This window comes from Lacinutrix cladophorae, from assembly GCF_053604645.1.
This window is the reverse complement of sequence record NZ_JBSHNR010000119.1, coordinates 34,358-55,994: the sequence shown is the minus strand read 5'-3', so window position 1 is coordinate 55,994 and position 21,637 is coordinate 34,358. Positions and strand designations below refer to the sequence as shown.

Annotated in this window: 19 protein-coding genes; 12 read left to right on the top strand and 7 right to left on the bottom strand. The window is 30.6% G+C overall.

Going from position 1 to position 21,637, the window contains the following annotated elements; genetic code table 11:
• Positions 1–6 precede the first annotated feature (6 nt).
• From ACVC3Y_RS10510 to ACVC3Y_RS10470, 9 genes are all read left to right on the top strand, one after another.
• Entirely contained in the window at positions 7–1,218 is a 1,212-nt protein-coding gene (locus ACVC3Y_RS10510; RefSeq protein ID WP_452226859.1) for an efflux RND transporter periplasmic adaptor subunit, read from the top strand.
• A gap of 5 nt (positions 1,219–1,223) precedes the next feature.
• Positions 1,224–1,967: an ABC transporter ATP-binding protein gene (locus tag ACVC3Y_RS10505; protein WP_452226858.1), complete on the top strand. Its 744-nt coding sequence runs from the start codon at positions 1,224–1,226 to the stop codon at positions 1,965–1,967.
• Positions 1,968–1,969: 2 nt separating this feature from the next.
• The gene (locus tag ACVC3Y_RS10500) at positions 1,970–3,190 is read left to right on the top strand and encodes an ABC transporter permease (RefSeq protein WP_303423316.1); all 1,221 of its coding nucleotides are present in this window, start codon (positions 1,970–1,972) and stop codon (positions 3,188–3,190) included.
• Positions 3,191–3,214: 24 nt separating this feature from the next.
• The gene (locus ACVC3Y_RS10495) at positions 3,215–4,408 is read left to right on the top strand and encodes an Lcl C-terminal domain-containing protein (protein ID WP_452226857.1); all 1,194 of its coding nucleotides are present in this window, start codon (positions 3,215–3,217) and stop codon (positions 4,406–4,408) included.
• Between the two features lie 294 nt (positions 4,409–4,702).
• Positions 4,703–5,101 (top strand): DoxX family protein, encoded by a 399-nt coding sequence (locus tag ACVC3Y_RS10490; protein ID WP_452226856.1) that lies wholly within the window; start codon positions 4,703–4,705, stop codon positions 5,099–5,101.
• 16 nt (positions 5,102–5,117) lie between these two features.
• Complete coding sequence (locus tag ACVC3Y_RS10485) at positions 5,118–6,152, top strand: sensor histidine kinase (RefSeq protein ID WP_303423310.1); 1,035 nt, start codon at positions 5,118–5,120, stop codon at positions 6,150–6,152.
• Positions 6,153–6,155: 3 nt separating this feature from the next.
• Positions 6,156–6,884, top strand: a complete 729-nt coding sequence (locus tag ACVC3Y_RS10480) for a LytR/AlgR family response regulator transcription factor (protein ID WP_452226855.1) — start codon at positions 6,156–6,158, stop codon at positions 6,882–6,884.
• A 133-nt stretch (positions 6,885–7,017) separates the two neighbouring features.
• Positions 7,018–7,317 (top strand): hypothetical protein, encoded by a 300-nt coding sequence (locus tag ACVC3Y_RS10475; protein WP_303423306.1) that lies wholly within the window; start codon positions 7,018–7,020, stop codon positions 7,315–7,317.
• Between the two features lie 229 nt (positions 7,318–7,546).
• Positions 7,547–8,161 (top strand): DUF6515 family protein, encoded by a 615-nt coding sequence (locus tag ACVC3Y_RS10470; RefSeq protein ID WP_452226854.1) that lies wholly within the window; start codon positions 7,547–7,549, stop codon positions 8,159–8,161.
• Between the two features lie 86 nt (positions 8,162–8,247).
• On the opposite strand, the gene ACVC3Y_RS10465 is transcribed toward ACVC3Y_RS10470, so the two are convergent.
• From ACVC3Y_RS10465 to ACVC3Y_RS10445, 5 genes are all read right to left on the bottom strand, one after another.
• A complete protein-coding gene (locus tag ACVC3Y_RS10465) occupies positions 8,248–8,976 on the bottom strand; it encodes a LytR/AlgR family response regulator transcription factor (protein WP_303423302.1) in 729 nt (242 codons plus the stop codon).
• The gene (locus tag ACVC3Y_RS10460) at positions 8,957–9,997 is read right to left on the bottom strand and encodes a sensor histidine kinase (protein WP_303423300.1); all 1,041 of its coding nucleotides are present in this window, start codon (positions 9,995–9,997) and stop codon (positions 8,957–8,959) included. Before ACVC3Y_RS10460 ends, ACVC3Y_RS10465 begins: the two co-directional genes overlap by 20 nt.
• A gap of 21 nt (positions 9,998–10,018) precedes the next feature.
• Positions 10,019–10,369, bottom strand: coding sequence for a DUF4907 domain-containing protein (locus ACVC3Y_RS10455; protein WP_452226853.1), 351 nt, complete (start codon positions 10,367–10,369; stop codon positions 10,019–10,021).
• A gap of 88 nt (positions 10,370–10,457) precedes the next feature.
• Complete coding sequence (locus tag ACVC3Y_RS10450) at positions 10,458–11,462, bottom strand: Kelch repeat-containing protein (protein WP_303423297.1); 1,005 nt, start codon at positions 11,460–11,462, stop codon at positions 10,458–10,460.
• A gap of 1 nt (position 11,463) precedes the next feature.
• Positions 11,464–12,363: a hypothetical protein gene (locus tag ACVC3Y_RS10445; RefSeq protein ID WP_452226852.1), complete on the bottom strand. Its 900-nt coding sequence runs from the start codon at positions 12,361–12,363 to the stop codon at positions 11,464–11,466.
• Positions 12,364–12,600: 237 nt separating this feature from the next.
• Between ACVC3Y_RS10445 and ACVC3Y_RS10440 the strand changes: the two genes are divergently transcribed.
• Positions 12,601–13,908: a DUF4270 family protein gene (locus ACVC3Y_RS10440; RefSeq protein ID WP_452226851.1), complete on the top strand. Its 1,308-nt coding sequence runs from the start codon at positions 12,601–12,603 to the stop codon at positions 13,906–13,908.
• On the top strand, positions 13,901–15,136 hold the full coding sequence (locus ACVC3Y_RS10435; RefSeq protein ID WP_452226850.1) for a hypothetical protein: 1,236 nt from the start codon (positions 13,901–13,903) through the stop codon (positions 15,134–15,136). The genes ACVC3Y_RS10440 and ACVC3Y_RS10435 overlap by 8 nt, the downstream gene beginning before the upstream one ends.
• Before the next feature lie 6 nt (positions 15,137–15,142).
• Here the strand turns inward: ACVC3Y_RS10435 and ACVC3Y_RS10430 are convergent, their stop codons facing one another.
• Both ACVC3Y_RS10430 and ACVC3Y_RS10425 read right to left on the bottom strand, forming a co-directional pair.
• The gene (locus ACVC3Y_RS10430) at positions 15,143–17,518 is read right to left on the bottom strand and encodes a TonB-dependent receptor domain-containing protein (protein WP_303423289.1); all 2,376 of its coding nucleotides are present in this window, start codon (positions 17,516–17,518) and stop codon (positions 15,143–15,145) included.
• A gap of 151 nt (positions 17,519–17,669) precedes the next feature.
• Positions 17,670–20,123: a Plug domain-containing protein gene (locus ACVC3Y_RS10425; RefSeq protein WP_452226849.1), complete on the bottom strand. Its 2,454-nt coding sequence runs from the start codon at positions 20,121–20,123 to the stop codon at positions 17,670–17,672.
• A 356-nt stretch (positions 20,124–20,479) separates the two neighbouring features.
• Here ACVC3Y_RS10425 and ACVC3Y_RS10420 point away from each other — a divergent pair, with 356 nt between their 5' ends.
• A complete protein-coding gene (locus ACVC3Y_RS10420; protein WP_452226848.1) occupies positions 20,480–21,529 on the top strand; it encodes a serine hydrolase domain-containing protein in 1,050 nt (349 codons plus the stop codon).
• Positions 21,530–21,637: the final 108 nt, after the last annotated feature.

Below are 21,637 nucleotides of genomic sequence, written 5' to 3'. Positions count from 1 at the left end.
AAAACAATGAAAAATCAAAAGAAAATCATAATAAGTAGCATGATACTAGTTGTATTAGCTATAGTAGGCTATAGTTTTTTTAAAGGAGACGATACTATAATTATAGAGCCTAAAACGGTTACAGCAAAAACAGCGAATGTAACTACAATGGTTACAGCAACAGGTACTATAGAACCAATAAATCAAGTTGATGTTGGTACACAAGTTTCTGGAGTTGTAGAGAAAGTTTATGTCGATTATAATAGTATCGTAAAAGAAGGGCAACTAATAGCAGAATTAGATAAAACGAATCTTAATGCATCTAAAACACAAGCACAAGCTGCTTATGATAATGCAGTAAGTCAAAGAAATTACACCAAAACGATTTACGACAGACAAAAAACGTTATACGATAGTCAGGTAATTAGTAAATCCGATTTCGATGATGCTGCATACAATTACGAAACAGCAAAAGGTACTGTTACACAGCGTTATTCCGACTTACAATCGGCAAGAACTAATTTAGGATATGCTAATATTTATTCGCCAATTGATGGTGTTGTTTTATCTAGAGATATAGACGAAGGACAAACCGTTGCTGCAAGTTATAGCACACCAACTTTATTTACTATTGCGCAAGATTTAAAAGAAATGCAAGTAGAAGCAGATGTAGATGAAGCAGATATAGGACAAGTAACTGAAGGACAACGTGTAGAGTTTACAGTAGATGCCTATATAGGGGAAACTTTTAATGGAATAGTGACACAGGTTCGTTTAGATCCTACAATAACCTCAAATGTAGTAACATACACCGTGGTAATTAAAGCAGAGAATGAAGATCTAAAATTGAAACCAGGCTTAACTGCAACCATTTCGATTTACACTTTAGAATTAAACGATGTATTAACAGCAGAAGCAAAAGCGATAAATTTTAAACCAGAAGCTGCAATATTAGCAAGCTATAATTTAGATCATAACTTACCAAATACTTCAATAAGTACTTCTGAAAATGAAAAGACACTTTGGGTATTAGGTAACGACCGAAGTATTACTCCAAAAACAATAACATTAGGAGCAAGTGATGGTGTAAACGTACAGGTTTTAAGTGGGATTTCTAAAGGAGATGAATTAGTGTATAGCCTAAAAAGTGTATCCAAATCGGTAGCAGTAGGTCCACCATCCGGAACAAACGAAAGCCCTTTTATGCCACAACGTCCAGGAGAAAACAAGAAAAAATAAAAACCATGAGTAAAGAAATCATAAAAATAGAAGATTTAAAACGGGAGTTTACCATGGGAACCGAAACAGTTCATGCATTACGAGGTATTTCGTTCACTATAAAAGAAGGGGAATTTGTTACCATCATGGGATCTAGTGGATCTGGTAAAAGTACCATGCTTAATATTTTGGGATGTTTAGATCAGCCTACATCTGGAGTGTATGAAATTGATGGTGTTAGTGTAAAAGATTTAAGTAGAAATCAATTAGCAACTATCAGAAACGAAAAAATAGGATTCATATTTCAATCGTATAATTTATTAGCTAGAACATCTGCGATTGAAAATGTAGAGTTACCATTATTATATAACAGTAAGGTATCTACAGAAGAACGAAGAGAACGCGCTATAAAAGCTTTAGAAATGGTTGGTTTAGGGGAAAGATTACAGCATACACCTTCGCAGCTTTCGGGAGGACAACAACAGCGTGTCGCTATTGCAAGATCGCTAGTTAATAATCCAGTAATGATTCTTGCAGATGAAGCTACAGGAAATTTAGATACACGAACTTCTTACGAAATTATGTCCCTGTTTCAAGAATTAAACAAACAAGGTATTACAATCACATTTGTAACGCACGAACCTGATATAGCAACTTTTAGTAGTAGAACAGTGATTTTAAAAGATGGCGAAATCATGCAAGATTATCAAAATCATAATGTGCAATCTGCATCCGCAGAATTAGCAAAATTACCTAAACAAGAGGATTAATTATGAGACTATTCAATTTATTTAAAATCGCAACAAAAGCTATCATTCTTAATAAAACAAGAACATTGCTTACCATGTTAGGTATCATCATTGGTGTAGCTTCTGTAATAGCTATGTTAGCTATTGGTGAAGGCTCTAAAGAAAGTATTCGTACTACAATCTCGGCAATGGGTTCTAATATGATTACTATTAGACCTGGAGCAGACGATAGAGGTCCTGCTAGAGGAAGTGGTGGAGAGGTACAAACTTTAACGCTTAAAAATTTCGAAACTATTAAAGAACAAGCAACTTTGTTAAGTTATATGACACCGGTTGTAAATGGAAGCGGACAGGTTATTAACGGTTCTAACAACTGGCCAAGTACTATTTATGGAGTAAACCCGGAATATCTTAATATAAAAGTGGTGGATTTACAAAGTGGAAGTATGTTTACAGATGCAGAAGTACAATCGGCTTCAAAAGTTGCTGTAATTGGGCAAACTGTTGTCGATAATGTATTTCCTGATGGGCAAGAGCCTGTTGGACAAATGATTCGTTTTAATAATATTCCATTTAAAGTTATTGGAGTTTTAGAAGAAAAAGGCGAAAACACTTTTGGTCAAGATCAAGATGATGTGGTTATTGCACCATACACTACGGTACAAAAACGTATTCTGGCTATAGATTACTTAAATCAAATTATGGCATCAGCAATTAGTGAAGACGATGCTCCTGAGGCTGTAACGCAAGTAACAGATATTTTACGAACAGAACATAAGCTTCTGGATTATGAAGACGATGACTTTACTGTTCGTTCTATGGAAGAATTAATATCGACCTTCAGTTCTACCAGTGAAATGTTAACTATTCTTTTGGTCGCAGTAGCAAGTATTTCCTTGTTAATTGGAGGAATCGGAATTATGAATATTATGTATGTTTCGGTAAAAGAACGTACCAAAGAAATTGGCCTTCGTATGGCTGTAGGAGGAAAGGGCTCCGATATATTAATGCAATTTCTTATCGAGGCTATTTTAATAAGTATTACAGGTGGTGTTTTAGGTGTTTTATTAGGGCTTGGAGCCACAGTGTTTATAGAAAAATTCTTAAATTGGCCTACAAGTGTTGCTTTATATTCTATTGTCATTTCATTTGCTGTTTGTGCTGTAACAGGTATTTTCTTCGGATGGTATCCTGCGAGGAAAGCTTCGGCTTTAGATCCTATTACCGCATTACGTTACGAATAATTAATTCTTAAAATCATACTTCCTATGAAATCATATCCAAATGCAACAAGTATGCTTTGTTCTATTCTGCTTTTTTTAAGTTGTAAAAATGAAGAAAAGAAAACGGTAAAATACACCGATAATGACATTCATTTTGTATTGACAGATACAGGACAAAATAAATTTTATGATAACGAAGGAAATCAAATAGATAAACCTAGTATAGACAATAAATTTTACGGTCAAGATGCACAGTTTACAGGTATGCAATCTTCATATACTGATAATGGAAATGGTACTATAACCGACAATAACACAGGTTTAATGTGGCAAAAAACACCAGATTTTAAACATCATAATTTTTACGATGCTTTCAATTATGTGGATAGTCTTGAAATTGGTGGTTATTCAGATTGGAGAATGCCTACCATTAAAGAATTGTATTCACTTCTTAATTCTAATGGCGAATTATACCCCCAAGATTTAGAAAAATCACAGCCTTACTTAAACACAGATTATTTCGATTTTGAATACGATAAACGCATGCCGTATGCCGGACAATATTGGTCGAGTACAAAATATGTAAAAGGACCATTACAGAACATAAAAATGGAAGGTGCCTTCGGATTTAATTTTGCTGATGGACATATTAAAGCTTATGAAACGGGTTTGTATTTTGATGGTAGCGAAGGTGTTCATGATCCAGGAAACTATGTAAGAGCAGTTAGAGGAACAGAAAATGTGTATGGTGTAAATGATTTTGTGGATAATAAAAACGGAACAGTTACCGATAAAGCAACCGGATTAATGTGGCAAAAAGCAGACGATGGCAATACTTACAATTGGGCTGAAGCATTACAAGTAGCTAAAAACAGTAAAATAGCAGGTTATATAGACTGGAGGTTACCTAATACCAAAGAATTACAGAGTATTGTGGATTACGACAAAGAAACTTTTCCTGCAATTGATGAAAACTTTTTTGAATGTACTGATGATAGTTGGTTCTGGTCAAGCACAACACAAGGCGATTTTAAATACACAGCGTGTTATGTAGCATTTGGGAAAGCATATAGTAAAGATAATAGTAGTGCGACTGAATACTATGATTGGCATGGAGCAGGAGCACAACGTTCAGATCCTAAAGCTGGAAATATAGAAGACTATTTAATGGAGTCTGTAAATGCTGCAGATTCTCTTAGAATTAAAAATCACATACGCTTGGTTAGAGAAATTAATTAAATTCTCTAAGAAAAAATATTTATTTGAATTAGCTTTTTTAAGCATCTTATTGCTAACAGTTAGCCCATAAATGGCGAATTTTTATAGAGAATTCCCAGCTAGTATTGAAGGGATGGGAAAACTAGGAATAAAAAAATGTCTTAAAATCAATTAAGACATTTTTTTATTATTTACGTTAAAATCTCATCTATAAAATAAAGGTTTTGGTATATTAAATACCCCAAACCATCTATTACATTAAAAATGTATATTGATAAAATTTATCTTTGAAAGACATTGAAAAAAATATAAAAAATGAAAAAAGATATAAACTTCGGGTTATTCTTGTTAAGAATAATAATTGCTGGATTAATGCTATTTCATGGCATTGCTAAATTGAAAAGTTTAGCGGGTATTGAAAATATGCTTACTGAAGCTGGTTTTCCAACCTTTATGGCTTACGGCGTATATATTACTGAATTGGTTGCACCAATACTAATTATTATTGGATTTAGAACACGAATTGCATCGTTGGTTTTTTTCTTTGGAATGATTGCCGCACTTGTTTTAGTTCATTCAGATCATATATTTGCCATTTCAAAAACAGGAGGTCTAGAAATTGAGTTACTTTTGCTGTATGCCTTTGGTAGTTTAGTATTCTATTTTACAGGTTCTGGAAGCTATGCAGTATCTACTACTAATAAGTGGGATTAACAATTAATATTATAAAATGCATAAAAATAAAAAAATCAATATCCTTTCACACATTCTAGTTTGGCTTGTGTTATTTAGTTTACCTTATCTTTTGTCTTACGGACAAGAGCAGGAAATTAATAGAATTATTGCTCATTTCTGGATTCCAATAATATTTTATGCTTGCATTTTTTATATCAATTATTTTTTATTTATCGATCATTTTTTATTTGTAAAAAAAACAGCGCAATTCATTTTAATAAATGTTGTATTTATTGCTTTATTCATATTTTTTAAAGAGCAAATTGAAGTCACTTTTTTTGAAGAACTTATTAAAAAATCAGATAAAACGGATGGTGAAGGGCCACCATTTAAAATGTTTGTTTACATACAAATGTTATTTTACATGGTGCCATTACTGTTTTCAATTGCCATAAAAACTACGAAACGTTGGGTGAAAACAGAAGCAGAACGAAAGGAAGCAATTAACTTTAAGCTTAAATCTGAGCTGCAACATTTACATTATCAGCTACAACCACATTTCTTTTTTAATTCGTTAAATAATATTTATGCGATGGTCGATATTTCACCAGATCAAGCGAAAACATCAATTCACAGTTTAAGTAAATTAATGCGTTATATGCTGTATGAAACGAATGTAGAGACTATTCCATTATCAAAAGAAATTGATTTCATGAAAAGATATATCGATTTGATGAAACTTAGAGTTTCAGATAAAACGGTAGTAAATTATAATTTTCCAAAAGAAGGAACTGGAGTTAAAATTGCTCCTTTATTATTCATCTCATTAATAGAAAATGCTTTTAAACATGGTGTTTCTGCTTCTAAAGAAAGCACCATAGATATTACTATGACTTGTGATGAAAAGACGGTTTTATTTACGATTGAAAATGATAATTTTCCTAAAAAGACAGACGATAAAAGCGGATCTGGAATTGGAATTCAAAATATTGAAAAACGAATAGAATTACTTTATCCAAATAAAAACGATTTTAAAACTTTTGTTAAAGACAATCGTTTTATTGGACATTTAGAAATTGATACGAATTAAGTTATGAGCAATATAAAAATTACCTGTGTTGTAGTAGATGATGAACCAATGGCACTTAATTTAGTAGAAAGCTATGTGGAAAAAACACCTTTTTTAGTTTTAAAAAAAAAGTGTAGTAGTGCTATTGAAGCTATGGAGTTCATAAAAACGGAACCCGTAGATGTACTGTTTTTAGATATACAAATGCCAGATTTAACAGGTATTGAGTTTTCAAAAATGTTACCAAAAGAAACACGCGTTATTTTTACCACAGCATTCGATCAATATGCCTTAGAAGGTTTTAAAGTAGAAGCATTAGATTACCTTTTAAAACCTTTTGATTACGCCGAATTTCTAGCTGCAGCAAACAAAGCAAATACTTGGTTTGAATTGGTAAAAGGAAAACAAAAAAGTATAGTCTCTGAAGAAAAAGAATTTCTTTTTGTAAAATCGGAATACAAACAACTTCGCATTAAGCTTGCTGATGTATTGTATTTTGAAGGATTAAAAGATTATATAAAGATTTGGTTGAAAGATAATCCGAAACCTATTTTAACACTCTTGAGTTTAAAGTCGTTAGAAGCAGAACTACCAGACACGCAGTTTATGCGTGTACATCGTTCGTTTATTGTGGCTTTAAAAAATATAGATGTTATTGAGCGTAGTCAAATTATTATCAATCAACAACGTATTACTGTTTCAGAACAATACAAATCTAAATTTTTAGAATTTATTAATAGTAATTCCCTTTAAAACCTAGTTGTTTGGGTTTCGTCTATAATTCCGCTTCAATGGTATAGAAATAACAAGTGTTTGTAGATTGTCTTTTTCTATGTTATGCACATAAAATACTTTTGCATCATAATTAATAAATCAAATGTATATTATGAAAAAAATTATATTGTCATTGGCTCTAGTATCTACAGTATTTAGTTGTAATACTGTAAAAAATGTAGACACATCTTCAGTTGCAAATGCTGCAACATTATTAAGCTCATTGAGTTCTAATTCTACAGTACAACAAATTACAAGTCTATTTAGTTTATTAGACACTAATAAAGATGAGGCAATAAGCACCACAGAAGCAATTGGATCTGTTGCAGATAACTTTAATGTTTTAGATACAGATAGTAATTCAAGCTTAAACCTAACAGAATTAACAGGTTTATTAAGTTTATTGAAATAATATTTTCTTTGCATTACAAAATAGAAGAGGTATGCTTTATAGCATACCTCTTCTATTTTAAAGCGTAGCGTACCAATGAAATCTATAAAAAATCCTTTTTGGTCGATACAATTTAAGCAACTATCTATTTCTCTTTTTTAGTAGGTACATTGTAAATATCTTTAAACTAAGATTAAGAAAAAGAGTCTTACTAGTAACAGAAAATGTATAACCTTAAAAATTAAAAATTATGAAATCTTTTATAAAAACATTCGTATTACCATCTTTATTTATGGTAGCTATAACCACACAAGTTACAGCGCAAACACGTAGAAACACAACTACTACTACAACAAATAAAACAGAAAAAACAACTAGAACAACACCTGTTAAAAATAATACGACTACAAGCAGAAGAGTATCTAGCAATCAAGTAACCTATAAAACACCAAAAAAGAAAGTGGTTTCGGTTAGAAATGTACCAAATAGAACAGTCGTTAACCATAAAGGTCAAAATTATTATTATTCTAATAATAAATTCTATACACAATCTAGAGGCCATTATGTAGTTATTGCTCCAAAAGTTGGATTTAGAATTAAAACACTACCAACAAACTATAGAAGGGTACATTTTAACAACGATTATTATTATAATGTAGATGGTATTTTTTACATCAATATAAATAATGAATATGAAGTTGTAGAACCAATGGTAGGTACAGTAGTTTACGAATTACCTAATGATTATGAAAAAGTAATAATAGATGGTCAAACGTATTATGAGTATGCTAATATTTTATACGAAAAAGTACAAATAGATGGTACTAGAGCTTACGAAGTTGTTGGTATTATTGATATAGAATAAATGAAAATATAGTGATTAATTGATGAATAGCAAAAAAGGAGAATAGTTGTATTACTATTCTCCTTTTTGATGTGTTTATTTTAGAATTAAATATTCAATCTGCTATATACCATAGATTTATAGCTTTCTCCTATAGGGATTTTTTCTTCTTTTATTACAATTCTATTTTTTTGAATGGATGTGATTTTATTTACATTAACAATATACGATCGGTGTACTCTTATAAAGGTATTTTCAGGTAATTTAGACTGAATTTCTTTAAAGCTCATTAATGTTAAAATAGGTCTAGCATCTTCTGAATGAATTTTTAAATAATCTTTTAAACCTTGAATGTGTTTGATGCTATTAATATCGATTTTTAGATTTTCATATTCCGATTTAACAAATATAAAATCGTCTTCATGCGTTTTAGTTTCTCCACCAGCAGATGAAAAATTTATTGAAGTGTTATTATCATTTAATTTAATCATTTCTTTAACTCTATTCACCGCTTTAATAAAGCGAGGAAAGGGGATAGGCTTCACTAAATAATCTACAGCATTTAAATCAAAACCTTCTAAAGCGTATTGCGGGTAAGCAGTAGTAAAAATAAAATAAGGTATTTTTCCTTCTAAAGATTTTATAAGCTCTATTCCAGAAATGTTTGGCATTTCAATATCCGAAAAAACCAGATCAATAGTATTATTATTTATAAAGTCTAGCGCTTCAATGGCATTCGTAAATGTACTTATTACTTCAATACCACCAATTGCTTGGCAATACGATTCAATAATATCAATCGCTAAAGGTTCGTCATCAATTATTATACACTTCATCATCATTCAGGTTTAAGGTTAAATGTACTTTATAATGTGTTTTGTCTTCATTTATAATCAATTCATGATTGTTTTTATACAAATAATTGAGCTGATTTTCAATATTCTTTAATCCAACACCAGAATTTTTTATATCCCGTTTATAAAGTCCAATTATATTTTCTACTTTAAAAATTAGTTTGTTATTCGTTACTTTAATCTTTATATCAATTTGCGTGTTTCCTTTGTAATCTGTGCCATATTTAAAGGCATTTTCAATGAAAGAAATTAATAATAAAGGATATATTTTTAAATTTCTTGTTTCGCCATTAATATTCACTTTAACAGCTTCCGTATTTTTAAGTCGCAATCGTTGTAAAGCGATATAATTTGTAATATAATTGATTTCTTTTTCTAACAGAACTTGTTTGTCACCAACTTCATAAAGCATGTAACGCATTAATTCAGATAGTGTAATTACTGCTTCTGGAGCATCATCCGATTTACTTCTAACTAAAGAATAAATACTATTTAAGGAATTAAATAAAAAGTGCGGATTTAATTGATTTCTTAAAAACTGAAGCTTAATATCTTTTTGTTCATTTTGTAGTTCTTTAGATAATCGATCTCTTTTATAAAAGTCTACTACTAAGCTGAAAATCCCACCTAATAAAAAGATAGATAATGAAAATACTATAGGTATAGCGTGTCTTAAACCAAAAGGACCACCACGATTATTAGGAGGTTTTGGCATGTTATTTCTAAACTCACTAAAAATTATTTCCTCAGAGATATAATTATATAGAAATAGAAAAACAATAGAAATTATTATATATAAAAAGAGTTTACGTCTTAGTAATAAGTAAGGTACAAAAATGGAGTAATTAACATAAAAAAGAATAGGGCGCATAGCTTGCCTTAAGTACATATCAGATGGTACTTCTCCCAAATCTATATAAGCCGTTAGCAACGGAAAAATACTTATACATATCCAAACGATGGTGTGTATTATAATTTCTTTATAGGATATTTTCTTTTTCAAATTGGAATAATTAATTACCTTTTATATTTTCTTAAAATTAATATTATTGTTTTGAAGATCTCTTAAATTAATTACTGGAAACCTATCATGAGCAAGTTTTGCTATTACAACTTTCCCCATTTTTTCTGCATCTTCTTTCGATTGAAAAACTTGTTTCCCATTTGCTGCAGGAATATATTCTTGGCGAATAAACAAATTATCCTTGTTATATACTTCATATATCCAAAAATCTTCTTTTGATAAAACCTTTAAAGTATATGGAGATTCTTCTACTATATTCGATACTGAATTTACCGATTGTAAATAGAAAAACAAAATAGTTAGCACCGAAATTGTTGAAAAAACTGCAATATAGTTATATATCTTTTTCATTGTATTTAATTTAAAAAGAGTCAGAACCATACAGAATTACTATATTATTCTGACTCAAATTTAGCTATTAATCTAAAAGTTGTATGGTTTAATTATCATCATCATCTTGTTCTTCATTTGGAAAAAATTCCATATTATCATCAAGATATAATGTACCATTTCTACCAAGAGCTACAAAAGCACGTTCGCCATTACTAAAAGATACAGCATCTCTTCTTGCGTATAATTCAAACTCTGTTCTTTCTTCCCATTCTTGATCGGAAGGATCATATTCATAAACCGAGCTAATACTGGTTCCAAAATCTCCACAAGCGATATAGCCTAAACCATTTATTGTAAAAGCAACAGCATTAGATCTAGTAATATAATCGTAGTCTTCGTCAATATCTTCTAGTTCTGTCCATTCTTCAGTATTTAGATTAAATACCCAAAAATCTTCTTCGTAAACACCATTACTAATTCCGGTTGTCATATATACATCATCACCAATGGTAAATGTTACTGCATCTCTTCTTTTATCTCCACCAAATCCAAAAGTTTCTTCCCAAGTATCTGCTATTGGGTCGTATTTCCAGAAGTCTTTTTTATCACTACCATCATATCCGGTACCAATATAGCCATAGGTGTCAGATCCAAATCCAACAGCACCATAACGTGCCGATCCAGCAAAATCTGCTATTTGGGTCCAGCTATTCGTATTGCTATTATACTTATAGAAATCGGATAATTCGTCTGCAGAATCGCCATTATAACCAGTTCCTATATACCCTTCACCATTAATTACAAAGGATACCGCAGAACTTCTTTCTAAACCAGGAAAATCGGATAATTGTTGCCAAGAGTTGGTATCCATATTATAGCTCCAAAAATCACTATAATAATCATCACCATCATAACCTGTTCCCATATAGCCAATATTACCAATGGTAAATGCGGTTGAACTACTTCTTGCATCTTCATTAAATGTGGATTTTTTCACCCAGTTTCCTACAGTATCATCACTGTCGTCATCGTTACTACAATTTAAAAATAGCACACTTAGTGTGCATAAATAAATAAATTTTAATGTTGTTTTGTTAATCGTTTTTTTCATTTCACTTTTTATTTAAATTAAAACTAAGACCTACGTTTATAGATAGTGATTCTGTGGAATCAAAATCATATATTTTATTGTCATTCTCTTTTATGGTAAGTTCACTATTTGTTAAATAGCCTACATTACATTTTGTTGTCCAATTTTTATCTAATCGATAGGAGTAACCAAGTGCTAATTTTATGGCTTTGAATTCTAATTTCGAATCCGAAATCATTTCATTAGTATCTAACATAAAATTAGATGCATTATTAGCATATATAGATTCTGGTTTTGCTGTAATTTGAAGCGTATTATGATTATTTATTTTATAATAAGCTCCGGTTACAGGAATTCCTATTTCGTATTTAAACTTTTCATTTATAGTACTAGCATATGAAATTATAGGATAAAAGTTTGGCTTACCAAATAAGGAACCATAACCAGCTCCTAATTTTAAATAGGATTTAAGTCCGTTTTTATCCCAAGTTTTAATAAAATTTGCTTTGTAGCTTAATACAAAATCCTCTTTTGTAATTTTTTCATTTAATGTAGAATAGATATAAGGAGCAATGGTGAACTCTGCATCCCATGTATTTATAAGTGCTTTTTTATATTGCGCAAAGGCTTGTATGGTGTGTAACTCTTCAAAAGCATTAAAATCATTATGCGTATCATGATCATTAAAATCAATAGTATTGTAGGTATAGTTTAATCCAAAATTAAATTTTGAGGTATCTAGTAAGGAAGCGAAGTTAATTGCAACTGTTTTATTTTTTATTTGAACATCATTTACGTTTGGGTAGATTTCATAATCTACATTAATTAAATCTTCTGGATTAGTAGTCGTTAAGACTTCTTGTCCAAAAGACACCAAAGAAAACAAACTAAAGGTTATATAATGTATCGCTCTTTTACTCATTAAGTGTAATATTTTTTTACAGATCGAGTGCTAACATACTACCTATACCTTTAGATTAATTACAAAATATACCTATCCTCTTTTTTTGTAGACAAGCAATGCTTTTTAATCTACAAACACAGTAGCCGTGTTTAGTAGTATAAATTTTGGCGTTTGTAGATACATTAAAGCGGTCTGTATATTTGACTTTTTATTAGATGTAAAGGGTGGTTGATTTGTACAAATACTAAAAATCATATGTTTACATCACATCAAAAATTAATACCCTTAATAACTGTTATAGCTATATTATTATCTATAATTTCTTGTTCATCAGAAACAGAAGATGCTAGTCTTTTAGCTGGCGAAGATTTTACAAGTACAAATATAAAGGTGTATTCGATAGATACTTTTACTGTGGCATTATCTACTATTAAGTTTGATTCTATTATTAGTTCTGCAAATGATAGACTCTTGGTTGGGCAATATAGAGATGAAGAAATGGGAACAATAAATGCATCTTCTTATTTTCAACTAAATACATATAATTATTACTTAGATAATGATGCTGTATTAGATAGTGTTGATTTAGTACTTGGTTATGATAGCTATTACTATAACGACACTACTCAAGTTGCAACATTAAACATTCATAAACTTACCGATAAATTAACTACAGAGGATTCCTTCTTTTATAATACCACCGAATTTGGTTACGAAGCTTCTCCTTTGGTAACTAAAGAGTATTATCCAACTCCAAATAAAGATTCCTTGGTTGTTTCACTTCCTTACGATTTTGGAGCATCGATATTTGACGGTATTAGAGACAATATTATTACAGATGCAGAAACTTTTTACCAACAATTAAAAGGACTAACCATACATCCAGATCCAAATAATAATGGTTCTGTAATTGGCTTTTCAACAAATAGCGAAGATACCTATATTCGATTTTATTATAGCATTCCTGGTGAGTTTGAAAGTGACACATATTCTTATGATATAACTTTAAACACGTATTTTAATCATATAGAAAGTGATGTTAGTGGTTTGCCTTTAGAATGGATAACAGACCAAGAATATAATCTTTCGTCCTCTGCAAGTAATAATATAAGTTACAATCAAGCGGGTACAGGTTATGTTACAAAAATTGAATTCCCTACTATAAAAAACATCTACGATATTGGTAACGAAGGCACCATATTGGAAGCAACACTTTATATAGAACCAAATCTAGATTCGTATTCCGAAATTCAACCACTAAGTGAATCCTTACTACTATATACTATTGATCAAAACAACGATTTAGCAACACTAATTTCTAATAATGAAATTGAAGTAACTGCAACATTAAGTTCCGATAATTCAGAATTTAATCAACTTGTTTATTCGGTTCCTGTGATTGATTTTATAGATCAAAAATTAAGCGAAAGCCCAGAGACAGAAGATGCACTAATTGTAATTCCAGAGGATTATAATTCTTCTATAAATAAAATAATATTTAATGACAGTCAGAAATCTGATTATCAAACAAAATTAATTGTAACCTATGCAGTATATGAATAAATCTAATTATAGCATTGTTTTAATCATACTCTTATCGATGCATGGTTATTCGCAAACCAATAATCTTACCAGTTCACCGTATTCACTTTTTGGGTTAGGAGTAGAGAATAATTCGAATACAGGAAGAAATAGTGGTTTAGGTAAGACAGGAATTTCTTTAGATGCTAGTAAGGGAATTAACTTAACAAACTCGGCTTCTTTTGCTACCATACCAGAGGATGAATTTGTATTTGATTTTGGAGGTTCAGCAGAAATTATCAATGTTTTTGCCGATGACATAAAAGAACAAAGCATCACTAGTCAATTTACAAATATTTCTTTAGGATTTAATAGTAAAGGGAAGTATGGTATGGGATTAACGTTAAAACCTGCTACCTCTGTTGGCTACTCTTTAATAGGTTTACAAAGTAATATTGAAGGTAGTAATGAAACCTTTACCACTAATGTGGAAGGTTCTGGTGGATTAAATGAATTACGATTAGACTATGGAAGATACCTATTTAAAAACCTAAATGTAGGTGCTAAAATATCATATTTATTTGGGAAAATTGAAGAAACCGAAACCATTGCTACAGACGAAAGTTATTTGGCTATTACCGAAAATAATTATTATAATGGTGCACAGTTAGGATTAGGTTTTCAATATAAATATTTAGATACACATAATTTTGGTTTAACTGTAGATTTTCCAACTATTTTAAAAGGAAGTAAAGATGTAAGAATTAGTAAGTACTCTAATGACACTTATATCTTATTAGAAGATACCGATGGAGAAGGCATTGATAATTTTAACCTTCCTTTAAAAGTAGGAATTGGTTATAGTACTTCATTTAAAAACATTTTAGTAACGGCAGATTATAATCGAAGTTTTTGGTCTTCTACCAATCAATCGGATGCTATTGGTACTTTTACCGATCAAAATATTTTTGCTTTAGGAGCTGCTTACACTAGAAACCCTAACGGAAATAAATATTGGGACCTTGTAGATTATAGATTGGGATTAAATTATAATTCTGGATATCTAAAAGTCGACGATAAAAAAATAGATACCTATGCAGCTTCATTAGGTATCGGATTACCAATTGGTAGAAGATCGCTTTTAAATATTTCATATTCCTTAAGTAAAAAAGGAACTACAGAAAGTATTTTGGTAGAAGAATATATCAATACATTAAATATTAATATCTCATTATCCGATAAATGGTTTCAAAAAACAAAGTATGAATAAGCCGTATTATCTTCGTTGTCCAGAGAATTCCATAGCTTCTCCTTTACCAAAACCATAACTTACACCAAAAGTTATAAAGCGTCCTCGTTGGCGCGTAGTATATAAATAAAAGTCTGGTTGCGATGTAGTCGTTTCATCTAATCGAGATGCGAATACATCGCGAACACTTAAGTTAAGAATGATTTTGCCTTTCACTATTTTTTTTCTTAAGCCGATATCTACATATTTATTTTCGGAAACTTCTTGTTGTAAGGTTTCATAATTGGAGATATAATTTCCAGATATTTCAAAATCAAATTTTGCAGGAAGTTTGAATTTAGAAGTTAAACTAGTTGACCAAATTCTTCCTTTAAAATCAAAGGATTCTGATGCATAAACTCCTTTTCTATCATAATAATTAATATTAAAATCACCATTTATGGTTAACCAGTCTAAAGGACTATATTTTCCATTCATTTCAAAACCTGTGGTGTTGTCTGTTCCAATATTTTCTGGACGAGAAATACTTACATTATCTTCAAAAACAGTGATGTATTCTACAGCATCTTTTGTGTATCTATTATATAGGCTGAAGTTTAAAGATGCTTTATCAAATTTATGAATACTGGTAACCTCATAAGAATCTGTAAATTCTGGTTGTAAATCTGGGTTTCCTTCTGATATGCTAAAGTTATTCCTAATGTTAGAAAACGGATTTAACTGTCGCAAATTAGGTCTGTTAATACGTTTAGAATATCCAGCTTGTAACGAAAAATTATCGGATACTTTATATGAAGTATGCGCACTTGGAAATACATTGGTATAATTTTGAGTATCCGATTCGTTGGTGGTTTGTAATACCGTATTAATAAGTGTGTTTTCCATTCGAAGCCCTAATTTAATGCCCCATTTTTCGCCTTCATATGCTCCTGTAGCGTACATAGCAAAAACGTTTTGATCTAAATCAAATACATTAGTTACATCTAAGTTATTTACCCAATTCCCATCTACTAAATCACTTACAGCAAAATCGTTAGACACATTGTTAATAGCAAATTGTGCACCAGTTTCTAAAGTGTATTTTTCTAAAAAAGGATGTGTATAATCTAGTTTGAAAGTATATTCTTCTAATTTATAGTCGGTTCTCGATTCTTGTTGCGCATCTTCTAAATCACCAAAACTAGTACTATCCTCAAATATAGAAGATTGGTCTTTTCTAAAATATCGACCTAAAGCACTAAACAAGAGACTCTGATTTTCGTGTCTTTTAAAGTCGCTCTTATAAACCAATTCATAACGTACTTTTGGGTTTGTGGCTTCTGTTTTTTCATCTCGAAGCCATCGATCGGTTATCGAATTAGAAGCATCTAATGCATCATAATCAGTTTTGGCCCATTGGTCTTCTACTTCGTAAGCATACGAACCAGAAAGCGTAATTACATTTCTATCGTTTAAATGATAATCGGTACCAATAAGAATATTAGTAAATTTTTCATCAAACTCACTTTCTCCAATACTGGTTATAGAAGTGTTGTTAACGAGATCTTTATTTATAGATTCGCGTGTATCTGGATAAGTTCTAATCCCGAATCCCAGCTGACTAAACAAATTGAATTTTTCGGTACGTTTATTAACACTTAAGCCAAAGCTATTGCTATTTGGTACACCAACATTTAAAGATGCAGAACCGTTTAAACCTTTCTTTTCCGATTTTTTAATAATGATATTAATAATTCCGGAAGTTCCTTGTGCGTCATATTTTGCAGAAGGATTAGTAATAACTTCAATTTTCTCAATCATATCTGCAGTAATAGTACCCAGTACATTACCATCATCTGCTGCAATAACCGAAGGTTTTCCATTAATCAGTATTTGAACTCCTTGACCACCACGTAAACTAATTACACCTTCAATATTCACATTTACCGAAGGCACATTATTTAAAACTTCTAAAGCACTAGCACCTGTAGCACTTAAATCTTTACCCACATTAAAGATACGTTTGTCTAGTTTAAATTCGGTTTGAGAGGTTTCGGCACGAACTATAACTTCATCTAAGCCTTCAAGAGTTTGTTCTAAATATATGGTATTTAGATCAATTTGGTTATTTACAGTTTTGTAGTTCCTAATGGTAGTAGTTGCATAACCAATATAACTTATTTGTATATAAAAATTGGTAGCTTGTGTTTTTAATACAAACGAACCATCTTCCAATGTAATAGCGCCAGTTATAGCAGCATTAGAATTGGTATCGAGTAAAGTAACGTTTGCAAAAATTATAGGCGTATTTGTATGTTCTTCTAAAACTTCACCAACAAGGGTTACAGTGTTTTGTGCATAAATAGGAGAGAAGCAAAGACAGAATAAAAGAATACATAAAAAATAAAGCCTATTGAAAATCATAACATTAGCTGTTGTAAAATATACTAGCGAAGATACCTTTTCGTGGTTTGAATTGAAAATATATTTTTTTGAAATTTTCAATTGTTTGCATAACATTTACCCTTTTCTTAAAAAAGGTGCTAAGTTTAATACAACTATACAGAATGTTTGTTTACTCTACCTCGAAAGTAGATAAATGGTACACAGGAATACCTTCCGTACTAATACCTTCTATTTCTATAGCATATTTACTATTAGAATCACTGGTAAAAAAAGAAATTTCTGCCTCAGCATTTTTGTTTATTACTATTTTAGGCTGCCAGTATAAAGTGGTTCGTACGTCTTGTTTGGAACTATCATAAAAGCTATCGGCATAATCTGGAGAGTAAAATTCTCTAGCGGTATAAAAACCAGGATAGTAAAAATCGATAATTCCTGGTTCGCGTTTAACATTTAATAAAATACCATTTCCAAGTTTTGTAAATATTGAAATTACACCATTAGAACTATTACTAATTATAGATGTACTTGTATTAATATCAATAAATTCGATATCCATTCCTCTCAAAAAAGTGATGTCTTCTATTTCTACACGAATACCATCTAATAATATAACAGGTTGCCCGCCATTTCGTATAGATATAGTATTATTATAAGCTGTCACACCTGGCAATCTATTAAGTAAATCATAGATACTTAATGTTTCCGAATTAGGATAATCATTCATGTCTATTCGATGTGTTGGAAAACTATTACCAGCTCTATTATTTAGTGCTTCTTCACGAAGTTCTTCAGCTGTTTCCTTTTGTGCATTAATAATCACTTCATCTAATAGCTGGGTACCTTGTAAATATTTAGTATCGATTTCTGAAATATTCTGTGCTTGCTTCATAAAGTTGGTAATTATAGAAGTATTAAGAGTATTTGGTTTTATAACATTAGTATTCGAAAATAAGGGGCTACGGTAGGTACTATTGTTCAAAAAAATACCGACATCTCTATTTTTTTTATAATCACTTTTAAATTGCTTTACACGGGCTTCTACAAGTGTAGGAATAGAATCGTAAAATACAAAAGGGCCAAAATTAAATTGTCCGTTTGCATTCGATTGTGTTAACTCTTGATGTGGTAAAGCTCCCATAAAAGTTAATCTAGTAGCTGCCGAAATTCGTGTGTTTTTTTCTTTTAAAGCTCGTGTTTGTCCAGCAATAGAAATACCATTTTCTATTGAATATTGCATTTTATTTTTTTGTTGGTATAAAAGCGCATTCCAAGTAAATCTATTCCAACCATGTGTAAACATTACCAAGTCTAGTAAAAATCGACGTTTAGAATCGTTTTCTTTTTCAAAGAAATAGCCTGGGTCTTCTATAGCACCTCTTAGGTCTGAATTTAATAATAAATAAGTTTTAATATTTTCGCTTCTAGAACTTTTTTCTACAGCATCTAAATCATTGATAGTTAAAGATACATTTCCAGATACTGGATTTCCATTGGTATCTTTTAAGTCTAATTGAAGTGTTACTTTTTCTCTTACTTGAGGTGTTTTAGTATCTGCATTTAGAGAAAGCGTAACATTTTTATCTGGATTATCCACAAAAGCTAAACGTTCGCATACCGGTTTTCCTTCATTATTAAATAACGTAAAGCTAGTAACACCAGCGTTTAATTTAGAAGTATTTAGTTTTACGGTATACGAATTTGTTCCTGTTGTTTCTAGTTTTTGAAAAATGATTTTTCCACGTTGGTGCACTACTAAAAAAGAATTTAATAATCCGATAGAATTATTAGCGTTTACTTTTAGTATTATTTCTTGACCATTATTTAATAAATTTAAATTAAATCCTTGTGGTAATGGTTTTGGAAGTTCGTATTTTTCTTCCTTACCATTAATAAGCATACTTGCGTAATAGGTTTTATTAGGTTCAGGTGTTAGTGCAAAAAAGCCTAAACCAAATTCAAAAGTTTTAAATTGAGTAATGGTATTGTTCTCTTGGTCTTTAATTACACCTTCAAGAAGTATTGTTTTATTTTTTATGTCTTTTACTTTTATTCCAACTTTTGAAGGAAGCCCTTGAACTAAATACCCACCTTCTGGGTAAAAATGTAGGTCTGGTCTTTGGGTAATAGTTTCTTCTTTGGGAGTTGTTGTATTTGTAGCAATTTCTAGTGTTTCATTTTCGCTAAAAGCTTTGACATCCCAAATAGGAATTTCTTTTTTAAAGAAAAAAGAAGCATCACTATTTCGCATATAGTTTGTATACGCTCTTAAAACATAAGTACCAGCTTTCCATTCTTTATTGATTTCAAAATCACCAGCAACACTCAAATCATTAGTATATAGTTTTTTTTGAGACACAATTGAATCTTTGTCGTTAACTAATTCTACATAAATAACATTACTTTTACTAGATGCTTTATGATTAATACCATTTACTAGATATGCAGCATACCAAATATCATCACCAATAGTATAATATGGTTTGTCTGTTTTTACATAAATTTTTTCAGGATAATCACTAGAGTACGCTTCTAATTTTTTTAATACTAGCGCACTAAAATTATTAGGTATGGTAAAAGATAAAAGTAGCATTATGCTAGCGAAAATGGTGATTTTTTTTAACATGCTTCTAGTGTGTTTCTTTATAAGTTTATTCTTTCAAAAGTAATATAAATCAATATATTATAGGGTTTTGTAAAAAGTATTTATTATTAGACTTATAAAATGAATTTTGGTTTAATGGGTCGATTCAAACAACAAATAAATTATAAACCTAATTCATGGAGATTTTGAATAAAATTCTAGAAAAGAAAATATTTAGAAACAAAGTTTTTCAATTCAAATGTATTTAAAAAATAAGCAATTATCAGTTCATCCATAGTATACTACAATTCGGTAGTTTAAATACTATTACTAGTATAATCTAAAATATATTTATACCATAAATTAGTAACAACAAAAAATAGTTATATTTTATAAATATGAATAAGTCAACTCGAAAACCAACTAAAGTCAAGCAAATATTTAGAATCATATTGTTTACTGGTACTTTAATTTCCTTATGGTTTGTACCTTGGGTTTTAGTAAAGGCATGGATATTACCACTGCCAAATACGATTCAGGAGCAAGTAGATGAGTCCTTAAGTTATGGTTTTGATGGTGTTATTGTATACGTAGATGAAGGCGGTAAGTCACCAGCGTTTTATGCAGCTGGTTATCATAATCGAGATCTTAAAATACCTGCAAACCCAAAGGCTTTATTCAAAATAGCTAGTATCAGCAAGCTATATGTAGCAGTTGCTATCACAAAATTGGCAAACGAAAATCGTATATATTTAGATAAAACGCTCTCAGAGTATTTTCCTGAACTCATTGGGAGAATTGAAAATGCAGATAAAATCACACTTAGAATGATGGTGCAACACAGAAGTGGCATCCCAAATTTTACAGACAGTGCTGCCTTTTGGAAAAATCAACCTAACAAAAATATAGATGTACTTGAATATGCACTTGATTTGCCAGCAAACTTTGAACCTAACAAAGATTATGGTTACTCCAACACCAATTATTTGTTACTTTCTCGAATCCTTGAGAAAGTGGTAGGTTATAGTCGTCAGCAATATTTCGAAGAAGAAATTTTAATACCATTAGGATTGAAAAATACTTTTGGTTCTCTTGATGATGTAAATATAGAGGATGTTATGAGCGGTTACTATGTGGGAATTGAAAAGGACTTTAAAAATGAGAATCAAGGAATGATGATAGCTACAGCTGAAGATGTTGGAATCTTTTTAAGAGCTTTAAATAATGGCACTTTACTTAATAAAAAAGAGATGGAAATCTACACCTCACTTTATGAGTTTAATCATGGAGGGTTGGCACCAGGTTACCAAAGTATGGCTGAATATCATAAAGATATTGATGCGGTTGTTATTCAATTTATGAATACCACTGATTTTAATGGATACCAATGGAATTTGTTGCAAATAACACATTCGCGAGTTGTTAAAATCTTACGAAAATCTAAGTAATTAAGTTTATTTAAAATGACATTGAGGAGCAAGAATCAAGGACTCCTCTTTAAAATAATAGTAACTTTAGGTGGAATCACTTTTTTTAACAATAAGCAGAATTGAAAA

What these genes read in the sequence shown, in the direction of transcription:
- ACVC3Y_RS10510 (WP_452226859.1), top strand. Translation starts at nt 7, where the DNA reads ATGAAAAATCAAAAGAAAATCATAATAAGTAGCATGATACTAGTTGTA.
- ACVC3Y_RS10505 (WP_452226858.1), top strand. Translation starts at nt 1,224, where the DNA reads ATGAGTAAAGAAATCATAAAAATAGAAGATTTAAAACGGGAGTTTACC.
- ACVC3Y_RS10500 (WP_303423316.1), top strand. Translation starts at nt 1,970, where the DNA reads ATGAGACTATTCAATTTATTTAAAATCGCAACAAAAGCTATCATTCTT.
- ACVC3Y_RS10495 (WP_452226857.1), top strand. Translation starts at nt 3,215, where the DNA reads ATGAAATCATATCCAAATGCAACAAGTATGCTTTGTTCTATTCTGCTT.
- ACVC3Y_RS10490 (WP_452226856.1), top strand. Translation starts at nt 4,703, where the DNA reads ATGAAAAAAGATATAAACTTCGGGTTATTCTTGTTAAGAATAATAATT.
- ACVC3Y_RS10485 (WP_303423310.1), top strand. Translation starts at nt 5,118, where the DNA reads ATGCATAAAAATAAAAAAATCAATATCCTTTCACACATTCTAGTTTGG.
- ACVC3Y_RS10480 (WP_452226855.1), top strand. Translation starts at nt 6,156, where the DNA reads ATGAGCAATATAAAAATTACCTGTGTTGTAGTAGATGATGAACCAATG.
- ACVC3Y_RS10475 (WP_303423306.1), top strand. Translation starts at nt 7,018, where the DNA reads ATGAAAAAAATTATATTGTCATTGGCTCTAGTATCTACAGTATTTAGT.
- ACVC3Y_RS10470 (WP_452226854.1), top strand. Translation starts at nt 7,547, where the DNA reads ATGAAATCTTTTATAAAAACATTCGTATTACCATCTTTATTTATGGTA.
- ACVC3Y_RS10465 (WP_303423302.1), bottom strand. Translation starts at nt 8,976, where the DNA reads ATGAAGTGTATAATAATTGATGACGAACCTTTAGCGATTGATATTATT.
- ACVC3Y_RS10455 (WP_452226853.1), bottom strand. Translation starts at nt 10,369, where the DNA reads ATGAAAAAGATATATAACTATATTGCAGTTTTTTCAACAATTTCGGTG.
- ACVC3Y_RS10450 (WP_303423297.1), bottom strand. Translation starts at nt 11,462, where the DNA reads ATGAAAAAAACGATTAACAAAACAACATTAAAATTTATTTATTTATGC.
- ACVC3Y_RS10445 (WP_452226852.1), bottom strand. Translation starts at nt 12,363, where the DNA reads ATGAGTAAAAGAGCGATACATTATATAACCTTTAGTTTGTTTTCTTTG.
- ACVC3Y_RS10440 (WP_452226851.1), top strand. Translation starts at nt 12,601, where the DNA reads ATGTTTACATCACATCAAAAATTAATACCCTTAATAACTGTTATAGCT.
- ACVC3Y_RS10435 (WP_452226850.1), top strand. Translation starts at nt 13,901, where the DNA reads ATGAATAAATCTAATTATAGCATTGTTTTAATCATACTCTTATCGATG.
- ACVC3Y_RS10430 (WP_303423289.1), bottom strand. Translation starts at nt 17,518, where the DNA reads ATGATTTTCAATAGGCTTTATTTTTTATGTATTCTTTTATTCTGTCTT.
- ACVC3Y_RS10425 (WP_452226849.1), bottom strand. Translation starts at nt 20,123, where the DNA reads ATGTTAAAAAAAATCACCATTTTCGCTAGCATAATGCTACTTTTATCT.
- ACVC3Y_RS10420 (WP_452226848.1), top strand. Translation starts at nt 20,480, where the DNA reads ATGAATAAGTCAACTCGAAAACCAACTAAAGTCAAGCAAATATTTAGA.